The organism is Enterococcus sp. C57, from assembly GCF_040887305.1.
GTDB lineage: Bacteria > Bacillota > Bacilli > Lactobacillales > Enterococcaceae > Enterococcus_B > Enterococcus_B hirae.
In genome coordinates this window covers 1-23,783 of record NZ_JBFOFP010000008.1, presented here as the reverse complement: position 1 = coordinate 23,783, position 23,783 = coordinate 1, and the positions used below count along the sequence as shown (strand labels likewise).

18 protein-coding genes are annotated in these 23,783 nt (G+C 38.1%); 14 read left to right on the top strand and 4 right to left on the bottom strand.

What is annotated here, in order from left to right; genetic code table 11:
- Positions 1-7: 7 nt before the first annotated feature.
- Positions 8-1,570: an NlpC/P60 family protein gene (locus tag AB5M32_RS10265; protein ID WP_063627634.1), complete on the top strand. Its 1,563-nt coding sequence runs from the start codon at positions 8-10 to the stop codon at positions 1,568-1,570.
- Positions 1,571-2,032: 462 nt separating this feature from the next.
- On the opposite strand, the gene AB5M32_RS10260 is transcribed toward AB5M32_RS10265, so the two are convergent.
- Positions 2,033-3,835, bottom strand: coding sequence for a M3 family oligoendopeptidase (locus AB5M32_RS10260; protein ID WP_178287064.1), 1,803 nt, complete (start codon positions 3,833-3,835; stop codon positions 2,033-2,035).
- Between the two features lie 118 nt (positions 3,836-3,953).
- Here AB5M32_RS10260 and AB5M32_RS10255 point away from each other — a divergent pair, with 118 nt between their 5' ends.
- Positions 3,954-4,460 (top strand): VanZ family protein, encoded by a 507-nt coding sequence (locus AB5M32_RS10255; RefSeq protein WP_010720587.1) that lies wholly within the window; start codon positions 3,954-3,956, stop codon positions 4,458-4,460.
- 238 nt (positions 4,461-4,698) lie between these two features.
- Here AB5M32_RS10255 and AB5M32_RS10250 read toward each other — a convergent pair whose 3' ends face one another.
- The 3 genes from AB5M32_RS10250 to AB5M32_RS10240 form a co-directional block, all read right to left on the bottom strand.
- On the bottom strand, positions 4,699-5,142 hold the full coding sequence (locus AB5M32_RS10250) for a hypothetical protein (protein ID WP_368024455.1): 444 nt from the start codon (positions 5,140-5,142) through the stop codon (positions 4,699-4,701).
- 111 nt (positions 5,143-5,253) lie between these two features.
- Positions 5,254-6,660 carry a L,D-transpeptidase family protein gene (locus AB5M32_RS10245; RefSeq protein ID WP_010720585.1) on the bottom strand — a complete coding sequence of 469 codons (1,407 nt, stop codon included), beginning with the start codon at positions 6,658-6,660 and terminating at the stop codon, positions 5,254-5,256.
- Positions 6,661-6,830: 170 nt separating this feature from the next.
- Complete coding sequence (locus tag AB5M32_RS10240; protein WP_005875171.1) at positions 6,831-7,805, bottom strand: L-lactate dehydrogenase; 975 nt, start codon at positions 7,803-7,805, stop codon at positions 6,831-6,833.
- A 353-nt stretch (positions 7,806-8,158) separates the two neighbouring features.
- Between AB5M32_RS10240 and pth the strand changes: the two genes are divergently transcribed.
- The 12 genes from pth to lysS all read left to right on the top strand — a co-directional run bounded on the left by pth (position 8,159) and on the right by lysS (position 23,134).
- Positions 8,159-8,719: an aminoacyl-tRNA hydrolase gene (gene pth / locus AB5M32_RS10235; RefSeq protein WP_010720584.1), complete on the top strand. Its 561-nt coding sequence runs from the start codon at positions 8,159-8,161 to the stop codon at positions 8,717-8,719.
- 15 nt (positions 8,720-8,734) lie between these two features.
- Positions 8,735-12,256, top strand: a complete 3,522-nt coding sequence (mfd, locus tag AB5M32_RS10230; RefSeq protein WP_178287065.1) for a transcription-repair coupling factor — start codon at positions 8,735-8,737, stop codon at positions 12,254-12,256.
- 15 nt (positions 12,257-12,271) lie between these two features.
- Positions 12,272-13,882, top strand: coding sequence for an oligosaccharide flippase family protein (locus AB5M32_RS10225; protein WP_178287067.1), 1,611 nt, complete (start codon positions 12,272-12,274; stop codon positions 13,880-13,882).
- Positions 13,882-14,157 carry an RNA-binding S4 domain-containing protein gene (locus AB5M32_RS10220; protein WP_178287069.1) on the top strand — a complete coding sequence of 92 codons (276 nt, stop codon included), beginning with the start codon at positions 13,882-13,884 and terminating at the stop codon, positions 14,155-14,157. The genes AB5M32_RS10225 and AB5M32_RS10220 overlap by 1 nt, the downstream gene beginning before the upstream one ends.
- A 62-nt stretch (positions 14,158-14,219) precedes the next feature.
- Complete coding sequence (locus tag AB5M32_RS10215) at positions 14,220-14,633, top strand: septum formation initiator family protein (protein WP_010737290.1); 414 nt, start codon at positions 14,220-14,222, stop codon at positions 14,631-14,633.
- A gap of 44 nt (positions 14,634-14,677) precedes the next feature.
- A complete protein-coding gene (locus tag AB5M32_RS10210; RefSeq protein WP_010720579.1) occupies positions 14,678-15,160 on the top strand; it encodes a S1 domain-containing RNA-binding protein in 483 nt (160 codons plus the stop codon).
- A 110-nt stretch (positions 15,161-15,270) separates the two neighbouring features.
- On the top strand, positions 15,271-16,713 hold the full coding sequence (gene tilS / locus AB5M32_RS10205; RefSeq protein ID WP_063627631.1) for a tRNA lysidine(34) synthetase TilS: 1,443 nt from the start codon (positions 15,271-15,273) through the stop codon (positions 16,711-16,713).
- A complete protein-coding gene (gene hpt / locus AB5M32_RS10200) occupies positions 16,713-17,258 on the top strand; it encodes a hypoxanthine phosphoribosyltransferase (protein ID WP_010737292.1) in 546 nt (181 codons plus the stop codon). Before tilS ends, hpt begins: the two co-directional genes overlap by 1 nt.
- A gap of 90 nt (positions 17,259-17,348) precedes the next feature.
- Positions 17,349-19,460 carry an ATP-dependent zinc metalloprotease FtsH gene (ftsH, locus tag AB5M32_RS10195; RefSeq protein WP_063627630.1) on the top strand — a complete coding sequence of 704 codons (2,112 nt, stop codon included), beginning with the start codon at positions 17,349-17,351 and terminating at the stop codon, positions 19,458-19,460.
- A 175-nt stretch (positions 19,461-19,635) separates the two neighbouring features.
- Positions 19,636-20,523, top strand: a complete 888-nt coding sequence (gene hslO, locus AB5M32_RS10190) for an Hsp33 family molecular chaperone HslO (protein WP_010720575.1) — start codon at positions 19,636-19,638, stop codon at positions 20,521-20,523.
- The gene (gene dusB, locus AB5M32_RS10185; protein WP_034700012.1) at positions 20,524-21,519 is read left to right on the top strand and encodes a tRNA dihydrouridine synthase DusB; all 996 of its coding nucleotides are present in this window, start codon (positions 20,524-20,526) and stop codon (positions 21,517-21,519) included. It abuts the gene before it with no gap.
- A gap of 118 nt (positions 21,520-21,637) precedes the next feature.
- A complete protein-coding gene (lysS, locus tag AB5M32_RS10180) occupies positions 21,638-23,134 on the top strand; it encodes a lysine--tRNA ligase (RefSeq protein ID WP_010720573.1) in 1,497 nt (498 codons plus the stop codon).
- Positions 23,135-23,783 lie beyond the last annotated feature (649 nt).

Genomic DNA, 23,783 nt, shown 5'->3' with positions numbered 1-23,783 from the left:
ATGAAGAGTGAAAAAGAGTTTATTATCAGCGGTAATGCTAAGTTCAATCGCTTTAACTGCCGTAGGATCACCGATCGCTGCCGCGGCGGACGATTTTGATTCTCAGATACAACAACAAGACAAAAAAATTGCAGACTTACAAAACCAACAAGCAAGTGCACAATCACAAATTGAAGCATTAGAAGGTCAAGTTTCTGCTATTAACACAAAAGCGCAAGATTTATTAACTAAACAAGATACATTGCGTAAAGAATCTGCTCAATTAAAACAAGAAATCAAAGATTTACAAGAACGTATTGAAAAACGTGAAGCAACAATCCAAAAACAAGCACGTGAAACACAAGTAAAAAATACTAGTTCAAACTATATTGACGCTGTGTTAAATGCAGATTCATTAGCAGATGCTGTTGGTCGTATCCAAGCAATGTCTACAATCGTTAAAGCAAACCAAGACTTAGTACAACAACAAAAAGAAGACAAACAAGCAGTAGAAGCGAAAAAAGCTGAAAATGAAGCAAAACAAAAAGAACTTGCTGACAACCAAGCTGCTTTAGAGTCACAAAAAGGCGATTTATTAGCAAAACAAGCTGACTTAAATGTCTTGAAAACTTCATTGGCTGCTGAACAAGCAACAGCAGAAGATAAGAAAGCTGACTTGAACCGTAAGAAAGCTGAAGCAGAAGCAGAGCAAGCACGTATCCGTGAACAAGCTCGCTTAGCAGAACAAGCTCGTCAACAAGCAGCTCAAGAAAAAGCTGAAAAAGAAGCACGTGAACAAGCTGCTGCACAAGCTGCACAAACACAAGCTTCATCATCAGCATCAACTACAACAGAAAGCTCATCAGCTGCACAATCTTCAAGTGAAGAATCAAAAGCTCCTGAGTCTTCAACAACAGAAGAATCAACATCTACTGAATCTTCTACAACAACAGAAAATTCATCAACTGGCTCTTCTTCTACTGAATCATCTTCAACAGAAGAATCAACAGTTCCTGAATCTTCTACACAAGAGTCAACACCTGCGAATACAGAAAGCAGTTCAAGCAGCTCTAATACAAATGTAAATAATAATACAAACAATAGTACTAATAACAGCACTAATAATAGCACTAATAACAGTACAACAAATAACAACAATAACAATAATACTGTAACACCAGCTCCAACACCTACACCAACGCCTGCTCCAACACCAGCACCAAATCCTTCTGGTAGTGTGAACGGCGCTGCGATTGTAGCAGAAGCTTACAAATATATTGGTACTCCATATGTATGGGGTGGTAAAGATCCAAGTGGCTTTGACTGTTCTGGATTTACACGCTATGTATATTTACAAGTAACTGGCCGTGACATCGGTGGTTGGACAGTACCTCAAGAATCAGCTGGAACAAAAATTTCAGTTTCTCAAGCAAAAGCTGGAGACTTGTTATTCTGGGGTTCTGCTGGCGGAACTTATCACGTAGCTATTTCATTAGGTGGCGGACAATATATCCATGCACCTCAACCAGGTGAAAATGTTAAAGTTGGTTCAGTTCAATGGTACACACCTGATTTTGCAGTAAGTATGTAATAATAAATAGAATGAACAGGAGGAGAAACCTTCCTGTTCATTTTTTTGTGGCTCTATTCTTTTTGATGTTGGTGAAATTCACCAACATCTTTTTTATGGTTTAAAAAGTATAAAAATGATACCCTATGATTCTAAGGTTTCTTTTTACCAATATCCTTTGACAACGTGTCTTTTTTAGTCTGTAATGCAATCAGTGAGTAAAGAATGAAGTTTATATGTAGCTATAAAATAGTAGGGGACATTGGTGATTTTCACAAAAAATGATCATGGATGTTTGGAATGAGAGACGAAGCAACCAAAATAAATGAGCTAGAGTGAAGAAGGTTGGTGTAAACCAATCACTATTCTCTCTAGCTCATTTGGACTTATTAGTCAAAATAGGATTTCCAATGAATGAAAAAACTGCTATTTTTACTGTTTATGAATCGATCATTTTATCTAGTAATGATTTAGCTTGATCAATTAATGTACATATTCTTCAGAAAGTGTCATGAAACTATTGATATCCTCTAAAACCATATCGATGCCTGCTTGCCAGAAATCTGGTTTCGTTAAGTCAACACCTAAATGTTTTTGAGCAAGTTCTTCGGTTGTCATTGAAGCTGTATCTCTTAATAACTCAATGTATTCTTGCTCAAAACTTGTTCCTTTTTTGTTTGCATAAGCATAAATACCTAAACTAAATAAATAGCCAAACGTGTAAGGGAAGTTATAAAAAGGAACATCATCAATAAAGAAATGCAATTTAGCTGCCCAGAAGTGTGGGTGGTAAGTAGCTAAGGCATCATGATAACCTTCTTTTTGAGCTTCAACCATCATTTGAGTGATTTCTTCTTCTGAAACAAGTCCTTCTTGTCGCGCAGAATAGAAACGATTTTCGAAAATGAAACGAGAATGGATATTCATAAACATGGCCAAAGCATTTTGTAATTTAGTATCTAATAAATTGATTTTTTCTTCTTTCGTTTTGGCTGCTTTTAAGGTAGCATCAGCGACAATCAATTCAGCAAACGTGCTAGCAGTTTCTGCAACATTCATTGCGTAATCACGGTTCAATGCTGGCAGATCCCACATGACACTACTATGAAAGGCATGACCTAATTCGTGGGCTAGCGTAGCTACTTCATTGACTGAGTTACTATAGGTCATAAAAATTCTGGATTCTTGGGTTTCTGGCAGCTCAGTACAATACCCGCCAGGTCGTTTTCCCGGACGATCCTCTGCTTCAATCCAACTTTTTTCAAATGCAGATTGTGCAAAGGTTGCCATTTTGGGACTGAATTTTTGGAAATTCTCAATGATAAAAGAGGCAGCTTCGTCAAAGGTAAACGTCTTTTCCTTTAGATCTCCTAAAATAATTGGTGCATCTTGATCTTGCCACTCCATTTTTTCTTTACCGAAAAGATTGGCTTTTCTTGTTAAGTAATCAACTAACGGTTGTTTATTTTTTTGGATAGTTGCCCACATCACATCAAGTGTTTCTTTTTTCAAACGATTGTATTCTAATGGTTTTTGTAAATAGTCGTTCATACCATGTAGTTTATAGGTTGATAAACGGAAACCATCTAAGTGATTTAATGTGTCCGATAGTAAAGACGTTTTTTCTTGCCAAGCTTTTTCCCAGGCAATAAATAACTTTTCACGTACGAGTTGATCTGGATCACCCATCATTTTATTGAAGGCTTGACCTGCTGACAAGTCAGTTACCTTGCCATTTTCTTCAAATGGAATCACGATTGTTCCCACAATTGTGTCGTAATGACTGCTCCACGCGTTCAGCCCGTCTAATGAGAGTGTATTGATGATGTTTTCTTCTGCTTCGGACAATAAACGATGACCGTCTCTGCGAATCTCATTCATACGAAAAGCAATCAAAGAAAATTCATCTGTTTGGAGCAATGTTTGCCAATTATTGTCAGATATTTCTGCAAATTTTTTCGATAAAATCGTATCGGCGGATTGCCAACGTGGTAATAGTGCATATAATTTTCCTGATAAAAGCTTTGCTTGGGTATCTTTGACATTCGCAGATAACAAAGCCGTAATATAACTATTACATTGAGAAAAACCTTCTGTAATTGTTTCTTGTTGTTTGATCAGTGTCGTAAGTTCATCATTTGTACTGACTGAATGATCCCACTGATTAACGGATTGATAATAGGTATTGATTTGTTTTTCTAATTGTTCTAAACGTTCATTTAAGGCTGGGGAATCACTTCCACCTGAAAAAATTGAATCAAGATCCCAATTTAGTGAATATGTCATGAAAAAGCTCCCTTCAATTTATAATACAATTAGTATAGCATTATTTTCTTATTTAAGTCTCTAAGAAAAGTTTGTTGTTTCGCAAAAAAAGAGCTATTATAAATGGCAGAGGTGACTTATGAATTCAATAAAAAAACAAATGAAAAATGGCAACTTTTATTTAGTTATTGCAGTACTCATCATGGCTCTCTTATTTTACAGTTCATCGCAAACTTACGGACAACAATCCCAAGTCTCCAGGATCGAAGAGTGGTTTCCCAATCATCCGTTTAAACAAGTATTTGATAATATTCGTTTTACTTATGGCGATGGTGTAGTGAGTGTAGATCATTTAGGTTATGGTAAATTCGTTGAATTTTTCTTACGAAAAGGTGCTCATTTTGGGTCTTATTTTATTTTAGGTGGTAGTTTGTTTTTAGGGGTCTTTCCTAAAATGAAAATCTGGTGGTTAACAAGTGTCTTAGCTTGGTTATCGGCGACCGGTTATGCTGGGTTAGATGAATTTCATCAGATGCTTACAGGGGATCGAACACCGTCTTTCCAAGATGTCATGCTCGATTCAATGGGGGCATTGACAGCGATTGTCTTATGCTTGATCGTTGGTTTTGTGAGAAAAAAATTTTAGGTAGAAGTATCAATTAGTGTACATGAAAAAATGAGTTATAGAAGTAATTAAAATTGAGTATGAAGCCGAAAAATCCTAAAATAGTTTTCTATTTTAGGATTTTTCGGCTTCATTTCGTAGTATACTTGTGATTCATTTTTATAAAATAGAACTTGTGGATCAAAGCCAGCTGTTGTTTATTTATGGATAGATTGGATTGTAATTTATTTTAAGAGTGGTTGATTTTATCCTTGAATCATTATCTGTACCTCTCTTTGGGCACTAGTTTTTTATACGGTGACGCCTTTTGTGTATCGCTGTATAATCCTTTCATTATTTCTTCAAACAGAAGTTCATATGTATGTAATAATTTCTGGTGATTAGCCAACTCATTGGATGATGAGCGAAAAAAACTATTCCATAGCGAATTATTTTGATCTTGATTCGCGATCGTAGTATGAATATTATCCAGTTGCTGAAGGATTGAACGGAGGAGGCCCTCACCATTTAAAAATGATTGCATTTTTCTCTTGTCACTAGCTAGTTTTTTGACTAAAATCTTTTGTTCAAATTCATTATTCTCTGGTTTGACGAGTAGTTTTTGCTGGTCTGCGATACTGGCGGATAATTCTAAGATCTGTTGCTCAGTGTAACCAAGAAACTGTTGATAATAAGTTTTTTTAGCTTGTAACTTATCGTCCATGTTATTCCCCCTTTGATAGTGATAGACGTAAAAAAACTGGTCTCTCTAAAGTTTAAGATAAACTTTGTTGAGAAACCAGTTTTTTTATGAATTCATTTTTTATTGAAGCTATCAGAAAATGATTACTGGTGTACCTTTTTCTACCATGCCAAACAATTCTTTCATGACACTTGGTGGCGTATTGACACATCCATGAGATCCACGAGTTTTCCAAAGATCGCCACCATATTCAGGTTGCCAGTCGGAATCATGGATACCAACACCGGTCCAGTCAACTGGCATCCAGTAGTTTACAGGACTTGCATAAGGGGTTCCATCATCATTCGTTCCTTTTAATGTAGCATTTTCCTCTTTGTTCCAAACATAGAAAACACCAGCTGGAGTAGGGGTCTTAGGTTTTCCAGACACGATGTCAGTTTCTAGCGCAACTTTACCATCTTTGTAATACCACATATGCTGGTTTTTTAAATCAACTTCGATATAGGTATCTTCTATTAAAGGATGATCAGCTGTTGTGGCACCTTGAACAATTGGTGATCGGGTAAAGTCTTTACCTGCCAAAATGGCTGACTTTAAAGCTTCTGTTTCTGCATCAGTTTTGATTGACCAACTATAGGTACCCACAGGAACCGTTACTTCACCACGTTTTGTACTTTTAAATTTTGTGTCATTCGTACTTGTGTTATATTTTTCTCCTAAACCTGTTACATAGTTTTTAACTTGTGTTGTATCTAAATCAACTTTACCATCTGTGTAAGTTAGCCAGTTAGCAATTTCAGAACGAGGTATCTGGAAAGTATTGCCGTTGATACTATAGGTTCCTTTGATATTAGCAATGGCATTCATTTCATCGACTTGTTTTGTTAAATTTTTATCGGTCGCTGTCACTTTTGGTTTTGTTTGAAATTTAGTTAAATCAATTTTGTTTTTGCCATCCTTCACACTGGTTTTCAGCGCGTTGATAGCTGCTGTCACATCAATCGTATCGCCAGTTACTTCTGGTTTTATTTTGAAAGAGTCACCAGATTTTTCAATCGTCGCATCTTGTGTCTGTGTCCGATCTTTATTTAATTCGGTTAGCTTATTCGTCGTGGAAGCCAACGTTTCATCTAGTTTTTGATGATCAGTATCTTGTGGATCAATTTCTTGTTTTTCACTAGCGGAAACATAGTTCATGCCCCATGACCAAGCATTTTGTTGGTTTAACAATCGAGATAAATCTGCTGAAAAGTCATCTTTATAACCAAGCTCAGATTTTGCGATCTCTTCCCAAACTTTCCCATTTTCTTCAATCGTCAGCTTTTTATTGGAAAAGGTGTCTTTTAATTTGTCATTTGCCTGTTGCACGGTCAGGTTACTTACATTGATGGAATTAATTTCCGTGTTAGGTAAAAAATGATTGGTGTAATATGTACTGCGGTAAGCGTAAAAGCCGATTAATGCGAGGAATACGCCTAGCGTAGTTAATAGACCAATGTGTAGCGATTTCGATTTTTTATGATGAGAAGATCTTGTCATGCGGGCAGCTCCTTATTTGATAGTTTAGCGTATAACGAACTAATCATAGCATATTTTGAGAAAAAAGACGAAGGGGACAAATGATTTAGCAAAAATTTAACGATCGTTAAGTAAAAAAAACAAGCAGAATGCTGACATTCTGCTTGATTAAGTGGTTAAATTTATTCTAATTATTCAGCGTCTAATTTAGAAAAAGCTTCATCTAAGATTTCTTTTAATTGTTTAGCTGAAGCAGCCATACGATCTTGTTCGCTGTCACTTAGAGGGATTTCGATAACTTTTTGGATACCTTGACGGTTGATTACTGCAGGGGCACCAATGTAGATATCGTTCAAGCCGTATTCACCATTCATAAATACAGATAGTGGAAGTACAGCATTTTCATCATCTAAGATGGCACGAGTGATACGTGCTAAGGCTACAGCGATACCATAGAAAGTAGCGCCTTTCTTTTCAATGATTGTGTAAGCAGCATCACGTACACCAAAGAATAAGTTAACCATTGCTTCTTCATCAACGTCTGGATTGTTTTTAACCCATTCATAAATTTGTAAACCAGCAACGTTAGCATGTGACCAAACAGGAAATTCTGAGTCACCGTGTTCACCTAAGATATAAGCATGGACGTTACGTGCATCAACATCAACTAATTCTGCAAGTGCTTGACGGAAGCGAGCTGAGTCAAGTGAAGTACCTGAACCGATTACGCGTTCTTTAGGGAAGCCTGAGAATTTCCAAGTTGAGTAAGTTAAAATATCTACTGGGTTAGCAGCAACTAAGAAAATACCATTGAATCCTGATTCAACAATTTGTGTTACTACATCGCGGTTGATTTTTAAGTTTTTATTTACTAAGTCTAAACGAGTTTCACCTGGTTTTTGTGGTGCACCAGCAGTGATAACTACTAAGTCAGCATCATGTGCATCTGCATAAGTAGCAGAGTAGATTTTTTTAGGTGAAGTGAATGCTAGAGCATGTGATAAATCAATAGCATCTCCTTCAGTTTTTGCTGTGTTGATATCTACGATACCTACTTCTTGTGCAATGTTTTGAGTAACTAGAGCAAAGGCATAGCTAGAACCTACGGCGCCATCTCCAACAAGAATTACTTTTTGATGATCTTTTTTTTCTGCAGCTGCAGTCATTATATATCAATCCTTCCATTGATTTTGTTTTTTCCCATGCCTATGCTAACATTTATCAAGCCCGCTGTCACGCTATTTGGCTATAAAATATAACAGATAACAAGGTTGTATTATATGTAAAAGCTTACATGTGCGTGATTTCACTATTTTTAAAAGGTTATTAATTTATTAGACTTTGAAGAAAATTTTAATTTCTTTATCATTTGTTAAACATTCTCTTTTTGTTGAAACAGGTACTTGTGTGTTATACTTAATAGTAGAAAGTAAAAAAATGAAAAAATGAGTCAAAGACTGGATTGCTTTAGGGCGCTCCAGCCTTTTGTGCTGCTTTTTTCAATTAGGTGGTAGAACAAATGAAAATGATCGTAGGGCTTGGAAACCCAGGAACCAAATATGCACAAACCAAACATAATATCGGCTTTATGGTCGTTGATCGCATGGCTGAAAAGCAACAAGCTGTGTTTAAAAAAAATACATTTGAAGCGGAAGTTGCAGAGTTTTTCTATCAAGGAGAAAAAATCTTATTAGTGAAGCCGCAAACTTTTATGAACGAATCTGGTCGTGCTGTAGGACCATTAATGACTTATTTCGGTATTTATCCGGAAGAATTAGTTGTTGTTTATGATGATTTAGATCTTGTAACTGGCAAGATCCGCTTGCGCCAAAAAGGGAGTGCTGGAGGGCATAATGGAATAAAAAGTATCATTTCTCACTTGAATACGAATGTATTTGACCGTATCAAAGTAGGCATTGGTCGACCAGAAGGAAACAAAACTGTTGTTCAACACGTGCTAAGCCCATTTAGTAAAGAAGTTCAACCATTGATTGAAGCAAGTATCGATCAGTCAGTGGCAGCACTCGAGTTTATGCTGGATGGTCATTCGTTTATCGATACGATGAACAAATTCAATTAGCGAAGGAGGAAAAAAATGGATATCGTTCAATTAATTGGTAAAGATCCACAGGTAAAGGAATGGCTCAACCAGATAGAAGAAAAATCACCAAGACAATTGATCACTGGTTTAGCTGGTTCAGCCAAAACTCTTCTCTTTGCTCGAGCGTTCAAAAAAACAAAGAAAAACTTAGTCGTATTAATGCCTAATCTGTATTATGCGAATCAACTAGCAGAAGATTTGCAACATGTTTTGCCAGCAGAACAAATACATTCTTTTCCAGTAGATGAAGTTCTTTCTGCGGAAATGGCTTTTTCTTCCCCAGAAGCAAGAAGAGAACGAGTTGCTACACTAAATGCCCTGCAACAAAAACAACCAGGGGTCTATTTATTACCAGTAGCAGCATTGCATAAACGATTACCCAGTCCAAAAGTTTGGAAACAAGCCCAATTGACTTGGCGAACGGGAGAGGAAATAGCCGTTGACGATCTGCCTCGTCTATTGACTTTATTAGGCTACGAACGAGTTGAGATGGTGGCAAAAACAGGAGAGTATAGTATTCGTGGCAGCATCATTGATATCTATCCGATCAATCTCGAACATCCCGTACGTATCGAATTATTTGATGTAGAGATTGACTCCATGCGATATTTTGAAGTAGAAACTCAACGCTCGATCGAAAAAGTAACAGAAATTTGGATCGCACCGACAAGTGAACAGGTCTACGACCAAGCTGATTTACTTCATGGGATCGACCGACTGGAAAAGTTGTTAGAAAATAAACTAGCGACGATTTCAGAAGAAACAGACCGTCAATTCGTGCAGGATTATTTTGGACAAGTGATCGCGCAATGGCAAGCAGGAAATCCGACAGAAGACGCGAAACTTTATGCTGATCTTCTTTATCAAGAAGAAACGACGATCCTTGATTATTTTCCAACAAGTAGTTTATTCATTGTGGATGATTATCAACGAATCATGGAAACAAATCGGGAGATCGAAAGAGAAGCAGCTGAATGGCACACACAAAAAATTAGTGAATTACGTGTCTTCTCAGAGCAAGTCTTTGTCAATGATGTGCATAAATTAGTTCAAAAAGAAAAATTTGTGACGACTTTTTTTGCGCTTTTTCAAAAGGGTATGGGGAATTTACGTTTTCAAGCGATTCACAATTTTCAATATCGTACGATGCAACAATTTTTCGGTCAAATGCCATTATTGAAAACAGAAATGGACCGATGGCGTAAGCAAGAACAAACAGTAGTCATCTTTATTCCTACGAAAGAACGGATTAGAAAAGCGGAGCAGATGTTACGTGATGAAGAGATCCTAGTCGTGGAAACCGAAAAAGAAAAACTGATCAGAGGACAAGTGCAACTAGTGGAAGGGGCGCTGCAAACAGGGTTCGAACTTCCTCAAGAGAAAATAGTCGCAATTACGGAAAAAGAAATTTTCCAAAAAACGACGAAGAAACAAACACGGCGACAAACCGTAACGAATGCGGAACGTTTAAAAAGCTATAATGAACTAAAAGCAGGCGACTATGTCGTTCACGCAAATCACGGGATCGGTAAATATATTGGGATGGAAACGTTAGAAGTGGATGGTGTCCATCAAGACTACATGACGATCCTTTATCAAAATGACGATAAATTATTTATTCCGGTTACCCAGCTGAATTTGATCCAAAAATATGTTGCTTCTGAATCAAAAGCACCTCGTATCAATAAATTAGGCAGTAGTGAATGGACGAAAACCAAAAGAAAGGTTTCGTCTAAAATTGAAGATATCGCAGATGATCTGATCAAACTATATGCTGCCAGAGAATCAGAAAAAGGGTATGCGTTTGGACCGGATGATGGGTATCAAAAAGAATTTGAAAATGCCTTCCCATACTCTGAAACGGATGACCAATTACGGAGTGCCGCAGAGATCAAACGAGATATGGAAAAAGAAAAACCGATGGATCGTTTGCTCGTTGGTGATGTTGGCTACGGTAAAACGGAAGTGGCTTTACGAGCTGCTTTTAAAGCCGTCAAGGAAAGTAAACAAGTTGCCTTTTTAGTTCCTACGACCATTCTCGCCCAACAACATTATGAAACGATGTTGGAACGTTTTGAAGGATTTCCAGTAAATGTAGGTCTATTGAGTCGTTTCCGAACGAAAAAACAACAAAAAGAAACGATTGAACAATTACGTACTGGACAAATCGATATCGTAGTCGGAACGCATCGTATCTTATCTAAAGACATTGAATTTAGTGACTTAGGGTTATTGATCGTTGACGAAGAACAGCGTTTTGGTGTAAAACATAAAGAACGTTTGAAACAACTACGTGCCCAAGTGGACGTCTTGACGTTGACAGCGACACCGATCCCACGGACACTCCACATGTCAATGCTCGGGGTTCGTGATTTATCAGTGATCGAAACACCGCCTGCCAATCGTTATCCGATTCAAACTTACGTGATGGAAAAAAATCCTGGAGCGATCCGTGAAGCTATCCATCGAGAAATGGGGCGTGGCGGTCAAGTGTTCTATCTCTATAATCGAGTAGAGACGATCGAACAAAAAGTGGAAGAAATCCAAGAACTTGTACCAGAAGCACGAATCGGTTATGCGCATGGTCAAATGACTGAAGCACAATTAGAAAATACATTGTTTGATTTTATTGAAGGACAATATGATGTGTTAGTCACAACGACGATCATTGAAACGGGTGTCGATATTCCAAATGCGAATACGCTCTTCGTTGAAAATGCTGATTACATGGGGCTATCGACTCTTTATCAATTACGAGGTCGTGTGGGACGAAGCAACCGAGTGGCGTACGCCTACTTCATGTATGAACAACAAAAAATCTTGAATGAAGTCAGCGAAAAACGTCTTCAAGCCATTAAAGATTTCACCGAACTAGGCTCTGGTTTTAAAATCGCTATGCGGGATTTATCGATCCGAGGAGCAGGAAATCTGCTAGGTGCGCAGCAGCACGGCTTTATTGATGCTGTCGGATTCGACATGTATTCGCAAATGTTAAGTGATGCTGTTTTACGTAAACAAGGAAAGAACAACCAAGTGGAAAAAACAGCAGTTGAAATCGATCTTGGGGTCGATGCTTACTTGCCAGAAGAATATGTTTCGGACCAAAGACAGAAAATTGAAATCTATAAACGGATCAGGGAACTTGATTCACAAGAAATGCTTGATGAATTAGAAGATGATCTTTTAGACCGTTTTGGGGAATACCCTGAAGAGGTGGCACATCTCTTAACGATTGGCCAAATCAAAATGGATGGCGATCGCGCCTTGATTGAAACAATTCGCAAGCAACAGCAGACTATCGTCTTTAATTTAAGTAAAGCAGGAACAAAACGCTATACTGTAGAACAGTTATTTGAAGCTTTGACTGCAACAAAACTAAAAGCAAGTTTAGGTGTAGAAAAAGAAAAAATGGTGATTCGACTAACGGTTCCTAACAAGACCGATGAAGCAGTTTGGTTGCAAGAAATCCAACGTTTTGTCAAAGCATTACGTGAACAAAAATATCTGACTGCTTAGGAAGGAGCGAATACTTTGGACCATAAAGAGATGCGTCGCGTGATGCATGGCGCATTTATATTGACGATTGCTTCTTTCATAGCAAAAGTCCTAAGTGCGCTGTACCGCATTCCGCTCCAAAACTTAGTTGGTGATGAAGGATTTTATGTATACCAACAAGTATACCCAATCTATGGGATTGCCATGACTTTAGCGTTGTCTGGTTTACCGCAATTCATTTCAAAATATGTCGCTGAACGAAAAGATCCAATTCAGCGAAAAGAAGCACTGCAACGGCTTTATCCATTAGTTTTTTGGACAGGGATTGTTCTGTGGCTGTTTACTTTTCTCTTTAGCCGTTGGATTGCTTGGATGATGGGGGATCAGCAATTACGACCGCTGATCCAAATCGTTTCATTTACTTTCTTACTGATGCCAGGACTATCTTTTTATCGAGGAAATTTCCAAGGCAGATTTTTGATGGAACCGACAGCTGTTTCACAAGTCGTTGAACAATTTGTGAGAGTGGCGATCATCGTTTTCAGTGCCTTTGCTTTTCGACTATTTGGCTGGTCAGTTTACCAAACAGGAACTGCTGCTATGAGTGGTGCAGTCATCGGGGGACTTTGTGCCTATGGTGTGTTGCGCTATTATGAACAAAAAATCCATGGTGGAGCGTTAAGTTTTCGACATTTTTCGGTCACGAAACGACCTGACAAACGATTGATCCGGCGTTTTTTAGTTGAAGGGGGCTTAGTGTCAATCTATAGTGGTCTGCTGATTTTCTTTCAGCTGATCGACTCATTTTTTGTAAAAAATGCGCTTCAAGTTTATGGACTTTCTGAACAAAGTGCAAAAATTGCAAAAGGGGTCTATGATCGTGGGCAACCGTTAGTTCAATTAGGACTAGTGATTGCGACTGCATTAAGTGCGACTTTTTTACCTGCATTGACGAAGTACTTGATGACGGCTGTGCATAGTCAATTTCTAAAGACTGCCAAAATCTATTTACGGTTAACAACGACTTTAGCATTAGCTGCTTCTGTAGGACTAGCTATGCTTTTACCGTATATCAACTATGCGCTATTTAAAGATTACGCTGGGAATGCAGCGTTGGTGCTATTCGTCTTTGCAATTGCTTTAACAGCAATCATCCAAACCTATCAAAGTATTGCCCAAAGTAAAAATTCTTTTCGTCCCTCTTTGAAAGGTGCAGGCTGGGGGCTGTTAGCCAAAGCTTTGGCAACCCCGTTTCTAACTGGTTATCTAGGGACAGTAGGAGCTAGTTTGTCGACTTTGCTAGGATTGGCTGTCACTCTATGGTATTTTGTCCACACGGAGACTAGTGAAATCAATCAGTTCTGGAAAGAACGTCGCTTTGGAAGTAAATTGCTTCAATGTTTGGGATGGATGATCTTAGCCTTACTGATTTATTATGGCGGACTGACGATGATTTTTGGACCGGTTGCTCATCGGTCTTCTGCATTCTTTGCCAGTTTAGCAGGTGTAGGAATCGGAGCGTTCGTCTTTGTGAATGCTGTGATCTGGACAAAATTATTTACGGTTAGAGAATGGTTGATGTTACCGTTTGGAAAAAATATTTTACGATTTAATAAACTTATAAAAAATAAAAGTGAGGAATCCTAATGCGATTAGATAAATTTCTTAAAATTTCTCGAATTATCAAACGCCGCTCTGTAGCAAAAGAAGTGGCAGATAAAGGAAGAATTCAAATCAACGGAAAATTGGCTAAATCTTCTAGTGATGTCAAGGTAGGCGATCAATTGAAGATCCAATTTGGAAACAAAACAATGGAAGTAAAAGTCAATGAATTACATGAGTCAACGAAAAAAGAAGATGCTCAAAAAATGTATGCGATCATTTCGGAGATTCGCAAGCAAAACACTGACGAAATAGATTAGACAACCCTCAATGATATTGGTATAATGAAAACGACAATCAAAAAAGATTGGAGCGAAGAGAAGTGACAAAAAAAAGCAACAAAATTGCTGCTTTAGATACAGAGTATGCAAAGAAAAAATATGTCGAATTTCAAGAACAACAACGCCAGTTGATTTTTCGTAGACGTCGATTAGCAGTTATTTTTATAGGTGCTTTGGTCATTTTCGCAATTTTAGGTTTTCAAATTTTTCGTGATATGCAAAGAATGAATCAATTAAACGAATTGAAAGTTGAAGCAAATACGGAATTAAGCCAAGTCAATGCTGATGTGGATCAGCTAACACAGGATGTCTCATTATTGAAAGATGATGACTATGTGGCGAAACTTGCGAGAAGCAAATACTTTTATTCAAAAGAAGGCGAGCAGGTTTATCCAGTATTAGAATCAAATACGGATGACACAGACCAAACAACTAGTTCAACAACTGCAAAATAAGCAGTATTATAAATAGGTTAATAATTAGGAGGAACATTTTTTTTATGTCAATCGAGGTAGGAGCAAAACTGCAAGGAAAAGTATCAGGAATTACAAATTTTGGCGCGTTTATTGATTTAGGAGCTGGAAAAACTGGTCTAGTTCATATCAGTGAAGTCTCAAATGGCTATATCAAAGATATTCATGATGTTTTAAGTGTCAGTGATGAAGTAACTGTTAAAGTTATCTCAGTTAATGATGATGGTAAAATTGGATTATCAATCCGTCAAACACAACCAAAACCAGCGGAATCAACAGAATCAGATGATGATAAGCGTCCAAAAAAATACCAACAAAGAGATCCTCGCGATAATCGAGGTCGTTCAACACAGAAAAAACCTTTTTCTCGCAGTCAATCTTCTAATAACCATAAAGAAGACTTCGATTCATTAATGAGTTCATTTTTAAAGGATAGTGATGATCGATTGACTTCCTTGAAGCGCAATACAGAAGGTAAACGTGGCGGACGCGGCGGACGTCGCAGCTAACCAAAAACTTAAGAGCAGGCAATTGTCGCAGACTTTTGTCCGCTCTTTTTTTCATTGGAATCTTTGATGGTAGGTTGATCGAAGCCGAGAAGGAACAAGGAAGTGATTCGATGGAAGAAGAACAAGACGCAAGGAAGATCAGACAACGTTTTTTGACAAATTGTGAAATCAATGGTTATTTGAATGAAAAAACAAGAGCGCTACTGGCGGTTTCTGGGGGAGTAGATTCTATGGTTCTTCTGGATTTAATGATGGAAGCGCAAAAAAAATGGGGTTTCTTTTTGGCAGTGACCCATATCAATCATCAATTAAGAGAAGAATCTGTTCATGAAGTTGCGTATTTAAAGAAGTATTGTCAACAACATCAACTCCCATTACAAGTGGAAGTTTGGGAAAAGCCAACAAAAAAGGGCATTGAAACAGCGGCTCGAGAGTTTCGTTATCAAGTGTTTGCGAAGCAGATGCAAAGCGGCAGCTATGACTGCCTAATGACGGCACATCATGGGGATGACCAAATGGAAACGGTTTTAATGAAGTTGTTGCGTGGGGGGCAACTTAGTACCTATGCTGGGATCAAAGAAGCCCAACCCTTCTCCAATGGTCGATTGATTCGTCCGTTACTAGGATTTAGTAAGGCGCAATTATATCAATATGCTTCAGAGCGAGAGCTGGTTTATTTTGAAGACCATACGAATCAAGAGTTGGATGTTCAACGTAATCGCCTTCGTCATTTGGTTCTGCCTCAACTAAAACAAGAAAATCCACAAGCAATGGTTCATTTTCAACGTTTTTCGCAGCAGATCCAATGGGCAGATCGATTGATTCAAACACACATGAAGAAAGTCTTGATGGAAAATGTCGTAGAAGAAAACGAATGGGTGCATTTTCCTTGGAAACTATTAGCGGAGATGCCAGAAGAAGAAAGCTATTATTTCTTATACGCATTCTTTGATCATTTTTTTGAAAAAACAGCGATCGTGATCAAAGAAAAACAAATCCAACTGATTTTACAACAGTGTCAACAGAAAAAAGGCCAATGGAAAATTACTCTTGAACGAGGGTGGGTTCTGCAACGTAGCTATGAAAAAATCTATCTTATCCAAGAGAAAGCTGATCCCTCAAAAACAATACAAGAACGAACAGAGGCGTATAAGTTGGAGTTGAATCAACGCATCAGGTTAGATGAAAGCTGCTGGATCGGCTTGTTTACACCTGAAGCAGCCGAAGAAGCTAGAAAAGCAGATGATTGGGACGAGTTTTCTCATGATCTTTGGCTATCTTCACATCAAGAACTGTTTGTAGGAAAGAGACAAGCAGGAGAGCGTATCCAGCTAAATAGCAAACTAAAAAAGAAAATATCCAGATATTTGATTGATAACAAAGTACCTGATTCACAAAGAAAAGAGGCATGGGTCGTGAGGGATCAAAATGAAAATATTTATAGTTTGGTCCCATTTACCTATTCCTATTTGAGTATTGGTGTAGAAACTGATAAAATACACTACATACTTCTTTACAAATATCACAAAGAAGCAATTGGAAGGAGAACCTGATGTTAGAAAAGGATATTGAAAAAGTTTTGATTACAAGAGAAGAAATACAAGTTCGTTGTGAAGAACTAGGCAAAGAATTGGCAGAAACTTATAAGCATAATAATCCACTCGTTGTTGGTGTTCTAAAAGGCGCTGTTCCATTCATGGCAGATATCATACGTTCGATTGATGCTCACTTGGAAATAGACTTTATGGATGTTTCAAGTTATGGAAATGCAACGGTTTCATCAGGAGAAGTCAAAATCGTCAAAGATTTAGATACCAATGTTGAAGGCCGTGACTTACTGATCGTTGAAGATATCATCGATAGTGGAAGAACACTCGCTTATTTGGTTGATCTATTTAAATACCGTAAAGCAAAATCAGTGAAAATTGTCACATTGCTTGATAAACCAGAAGGTAGAGTAGTTGATATTGAAGCAGACTATGTTGGATTCAATGTTCCTAATGAATTTGTAGTGGGTTACGGATTAGATTATGCAGAAGCTTACCGTAATTTACCATACATCGGTGTATTGAAGCCTAGCGTTTATCAATCAAATTAGTGCTGTATCTACTATAAATTGTGTTACAATAGAATGGTCAGGATTGATAAAAAAAATGCTAAATTAAAATAACGCATAGGGAGGGCAACTATGAACAAAAAAAACAATGGCATGATGAAAAATGCCTTGTATTATGTCCTCGTAATCTTAGCGATGGTTATGGTCGTATATTTTATCTTTGGTAATAACGGCCAACGATCGTCAGATATCGAGTACACAAAATTTACAGAACAATTACAAGCAGGGAAAATCAAAGAATTTGAAGTGCAACCTGCAAATGGTGTATATAAAATTTCTGGAGAGTATAAAGAACAGCAAACCGTCTCTAACAGTGGTGGACTTGCTATCTTAGGATCGACAGATACAAAAACGACACACTTTACAACGATTATTTTGCCAAACGATACCACACTTAGCCAAGTGACTGATTTAGCGAAAGAACATAACGTAGCTACAACAGTCAAAGAAGAATCAAGCAGTGGCGTATGGGTATCCTTATTGCTAAGCTTCTTACCAATTATCATCCTTGTGTTCTTCTTCTATATGATGATGGGGCAACAAGGTGGTGGCGGAGGCGGCGGTGGCCGTGTCATGAACTTTGGTAAATCAAAAGCCAAAGAAGCAGACAAAAAAGCGAACCGTGTACGCTTCTCGGATGTCGCTGGTGCAGAAGAAGAGAAACAAGAGTTGGTTGAAGTTGTTGAATTCTTAAGAGATCCGCGACGTTTTGTTGAGTTAGGCGCACGTATCCCAGCTGGTGTTCTTTTAGAAGGACCTCCAGGAACTGGTAAAACATTGTTAGCAAAAGCTGTAGCTGGAGAAGCGGGTGTACCGTTTTACTCTATTTCAGGTTCTGACTTTGTAGAAATGTTTGTGGGTGTTGGGGCAAGTCGTGTTCGTGACTTATTTGAAACAGCGAAGAAAAATGCTCCAGCAATCATCTTCATCGATGAAATTGATGCTGTTGGTCGTCAACGTGGCGCAGGCATGGGCGGTGGACATGATGAACGTGAACAAACACTGAACCAATTGCTAGTTGAAATGGACGGATTTGATGGGAATGAAGGTGTTATCGTCATTGCTGCAACAAACCGTTCAGATGTACTTGACCCTGCACTTTTACGTCCAGGACGTTTTGACCGTCAAATTTTAGTTGGTCGTCCAGATGTGAAAGGCCGTGAAGCAATCTTACGTGTTCACGCACGAAACAAACCGATGGCAGATGACGTTGATTTGAAAGTCGTGGCACAACAAACACCAGGTTTTGCTGGTGCAGATTTAGAAAATGTCTTAAACGAAGCAGCTTTAGTTGCGGCTCGTCGTAACAAGAAGAAAATCGATGCTTCAGATATTGATGAAGCAGAAGATCGCGTGATTGCAGGTCCAGCTAAGAAAGATCGCGTAATCAGCAAAAAAGAACGAGAAATGGTGGCTTATCACGAAGCAGGTCATACGATCGTTGGTTTAGTCTTGAGTCGGGCACGTGTGGTTCATAAAGTTACCATTATTCCACGTGGACGTGCAGGTGGTTATATGATCGCCTTACCAAAAGAAGATCAATTCTTGATGACAAAAGAAGATATGTTTGAACAAATCGTTGGTTTGCTTGGTGGTCGAACAGCAGAAGAAATCATCTTCAACGTTCAATCAACTGGGGCTTCTAATGACTTTGAACAAGCAACAGCTTTAGCACGAAGCATGGTAACTGAATATGGAATGAGTGATCGTTTAGGTCCAGTTCAATATGAAGGAAATCATCAAGTATTCGTTGGTCGTGACTATGGTCAAACGAAAGCTTACTCTGAACAAGTGGCCTTTGAAATTGACCAAGAAGTGCGTAAGATTTTGATGGAAGCTCATCAAAAAGCGCATGAGATCATCGAAGCACATCGAGCGCAACATAAATTGATCGCTGAAAAACTGTTAGAATTTGAAACACTCGATGCGAAAGCAATCAAATCTTTATTTGAAAAAGGTGTTATGCCTGAAGGTTCAGAATCTGCTAACTATCCTAGTGAAAAAGAAGCGCAAACTTTTGAAGAAGCAAAACGTGCTTTGGAAGAAAAAGACGCAGAAAAACAAGCGGAAGAAAAGCAAGATTTTGAGCACGATAAGAAAGAATTTGAAGAAGAGAAAAAAGAATTAAATGAAGAAGAACATCAAACTTCTTCAACAGATGATTCGGGTGATCAACCGAAATAATCGCTAAAAAATGAGAGCTACGACAAAAGTCGTGGCTCTTTTTTAGTAGTTGTTTTATTTTTTATTATAGAATAGGCAAATAAAAGAAAAGATAACATTCATAAGTTGAAAATTATCAGCGTAACTAGTATGATTCACTATGAATTTAAAAATCGGAAAAGAGGTACATAAATAAATGGAAGATTATTTGATCAAGGCACTGGCCTATGATGGCTATGTACGTGCTTATGCAGTTCAAGCAACAAATACTGTTGCAGAAGCCCAAAAACGACACGACACTTGGCATACATCATCGGCTGCATTAGGTCGTACGCTTGTTGGCGGACTTTTACTAGGTTCGACGCTAAAAGGCGAAGACAAGTTAACTGTGCGGATTCAAGGGAATGGTCCGGCTAATGGGATTGTGGTAGATGCGAATGGTAAAGGAGAAGTCAAAGGCTATATCCAAAACCCTCATTTGAGCCTACCTTTGAATGAAGCAGGAAAAATTGATGTGCGTGGTGCTGTGGGAACGCAAGGGATGTTCAGTGTTACTAAAGACCTCGGTTTGAAAGAACCATTTTCGGGACAAACACCTATTGTTTCTGGAGAAATTGCGGAAGACTTTACCTATTATCTTGCAATCTCAGAACAGATTCCTTCAGCAGTTGGATTGAGCGTTTTAGTTAACACGGATGACAGTATCAAAACAGCTGGTGGATTTATGATCCAAATCATGCCTGGTGCAGATGAAGAAACTATCAGTAAAATCGAAGAACAATTAAAAACGACACCACGTATTTCTACTTTATTAGACGAAGGATTAACACCTGAAAAAATTCTTGAAGGTTTACTAGGAACTAGTGAGTTGAATATTTTAGAGAAAATGCCGGTACAATTCAAATGTGATTGCTCAAAAGAAAAATTTGGGGAAGCAATTATTGCTTTAGGGGCAGAAGAAATCCAAGCGATGATTGATGAAGATCACGGAGCAGAAGCCGTTTGTTCATTCTGCAACAACAAGTATGAATACAGTGAAGCAGAATTATCCGAGCTAAAAGCAGAAGCGCTGGGAGGAAAATAAGTGGAACATACATGGAAAATCGGACATGTTGAAATTCCCAATCGAGTAGTTGTCGCACCGATGGCTGGAATCACTAATTCAGCTTTTCGTGTGACCGTCAAAGAGTTCGGTGCTGGATTAGTCGTCTGTGAGATGATCAGTGACCAAGGAATCCATTTTAGAAACAAGAAAACATTAGAGATGCTGCATATCGAAGAAACAGAACATCCACTAAGCTTGCAAATTTTTGGTGGAAACAAAGATACTTTGGTCGAGGCTGCCCAATTCGTTCAAGAAAATACAGCGGCTGACATCATTGATATCAATATGGGTTGCCCAGTGAACAAAATCATCAAAGCAGAAGCAGGCGCTAAATGGTTATTGGATCCAGATAAAGTTTATGAGATGGTGCAAGCTGTCTCTTCTGCCGTTGATGTACCAGTTACTGTGAAAATGAGAATCGGTTGGGATGAACAACATGTCTTTGCTGTGCAAAATGCTTTAGCGGCTGAAGCAGCTGGCGCCAGTGCAATCGCCATGCACGGACGTACGAGAGTACAAATGTATGAAGGTAAAGCAAACTGGGAAGTATTGAAAGAAGTTAAAAGTCAGCTCAAGATCCCATTTATGGGCAATGGAGATGTCAAAACTCCGGAAGATGCTAAAAGAATGTTAGAATACGTAGGAGCGGATGGTGTAATGATCGGGCGTGCAGCGTTAGGCAATCCTTGGATGATCCATCGCACCCAGCATTACTTAGAAACCGGGGAGTTAATCCCTGAACCAACACCAAGAGAAAAAATCGAGACCGCTAAATTACATTTGAAACGTTTAGTCGATTTAAAAGGAGAGGTTGTTGCGTGCCGAGAATTTCGGACACATGCTTCCTATTATTTAAAAGGAATCTCTCGAGCAGCAAAAGTAAAAGTTGCAATCAATCAAGCAGAAAAACAAGTAGAAATCAATGAACTGCTTGACCGCTTTTTAGAGAAAACAGAAAAAGTATCTGTGAAATAATCCAGTGATTTTCTAAGTTTTTCGTGAATTTTCAAGTCGAACTTTAAGTTCGGCTTGCTTTTTTTGTGTTTCATTGGCATTATAGGAAAGAGAATAACATGAGAATGGAGGAACTTTTGTGACACAGGAACAACAACATCAAGTAGAAGATTTAAACGATCAAATGCTTGTTCGCCGTCAAAAAATGGAGCAATTAAGAGAAAATGGGATTGATCCTTTTGGTAAACGATTTGAACGTACGCACAATTCAGAAGAATTACATGAATTGTTTGATCCAAGAACAAAAGAAGAATTAGCAGAGATGGGGCTAACTGCAAGTGTAGCCGGTCGAATGATCACTCGTCGTGGTAAAGGAAAAGCTGGATTTGCTCACTTACAAGATCGTGAAGGCCAAATCCAAATTTATGTACGTAAAGATCAAGTAGGTGATGAAGCCTATGATGTATTCAAACATGCTGATTTAGGCGACTTCTTTGGCGTAACAGGTGAAATCATGAAGACTGATACTGGCGAAGTTTCAATCAAGGCATCAGAAATCACTATTTTATCAAAAGCTTTACGTCCGCTACCAGATAAATACCATGGATTGACTAATATCGAACAACGTTATCGTCAACGTTATCTTGATTTGATCAGTAACCGTGAAAGTTTTGATCGCTTCATGAAACGTAGCCAAATTATTAGCGAAATCCGTCGTTACTTAGATGGTAATGGCTATATTGAAGTAGAAACACCAGTCTTACACAATGAAGCCGGTGGTGCTGCAGCTCGTCCATTTATTACACACCATAACGCACTAGATATTGATTTATACTTACGTATTGCGTTAGAACTTCATTTAAAACGCCTAATTGTGGGTGGAATGGAAAAAGTTTACGAAATCGGTCGCGTTTTCCGTAATGAAGGAATCGATACAACTCATAATCCAGAATTTACGATGTTAGAAGCTTACACCGCTTATACAGATTTCCAGGATGTCATGAACTTGACTGAAGGAATCATTCGTAATGCAGCCCAAAAAGTTCTTGGTACAGCAGAAATCACTTATGATGGCCAAGCAGTTGATTTGGAAAGTGACTTTAAACGTATCCATATGGTAGATGCGATCAAAGAGCAAACAGGTGTCGATTTCTGGAAAGAAATGACATTAGAAGAAGCATTAGCACTTGCTGAAGAGCATCACGTAGAAGTGACCGAAGCAATGGGCGTAGGACATGTCATCAATGAGTTCTTTGAAACTTTTGTGGAAGAAACATTGACACAACCAACTTTTGTTTACGGACATCCAGTAGAAGTATCTCCATTGGCGAAAAAGAATCCAGAAGATCCACGCTTTACCGATCGTTTTGAATTGTTTATCGTTGGTCGGGAATTTGCGAATGCCTTTACCGAATTAAATGATCCAATTGATCAAAGAGAACGTTTTGAAGCCCAAGAAAAAGAACGTGAGCTAGGAAACGATGAAGCACACGGTGTCGATGAAGACTTCTTGGAAGCTTTAGAATATGGTATGCCACCAACTGGCGGTCTAGGTATCGGAATTGACCGTTTAGTTATGTTATTGACGGATGCACAGTCGATCCGTGATGTTTTGCTATTCCCAACGATGCGTTAGATATGGTGAATATGAATAAAAAAGAAGCCAAGAACTCTTGGCTTCTTTTTTTATAATCTAGTAAAAGAGAGAAGTCAAAGGATCACTCTATTTCTAGTAGATAGCGTAAAACTTACACCACTTTTTGTCAGTTTCTTTTTTGAAATAATGAGGTACGGTAAAAAAATGCAAGGCGAGGATAATCGAGAAATTTATTATGTGGAGGCATAGATAAAGGAATTGCTTGCTTGTATTTGAGTGGATTGATTAAACGATCTTTCTTATTTATAACGAATATTAAAGAATAAGGGATGAGTAATATCGCGGGAAAACTATTAAAATACGAATGATTATTTTTAAAATTACAGAAATGATCGTCCAATGAAAAAAACTTGAAAAAATACAAAAAATTCGTTGACCGTTAAAGGTTTAGTTGGTATATTATTATTTGTTCAAAAGTTATCACTAAATAACTTCTGACAAAAATAAAAAATAACTTCAAAAAGTTCTTGACGTGTGAGAGATCACATGATAAGATAACTGAGTCGTTAAAAAACAATAGCTTACGAAGCTTGATTCTATCGAAAAAAACTTCAAAAAAGTTGTTGACAAATAACAAACGATGAGTTATGATAAATGAGTTGCTGAAACACTTCTGAAAAATGAAGTT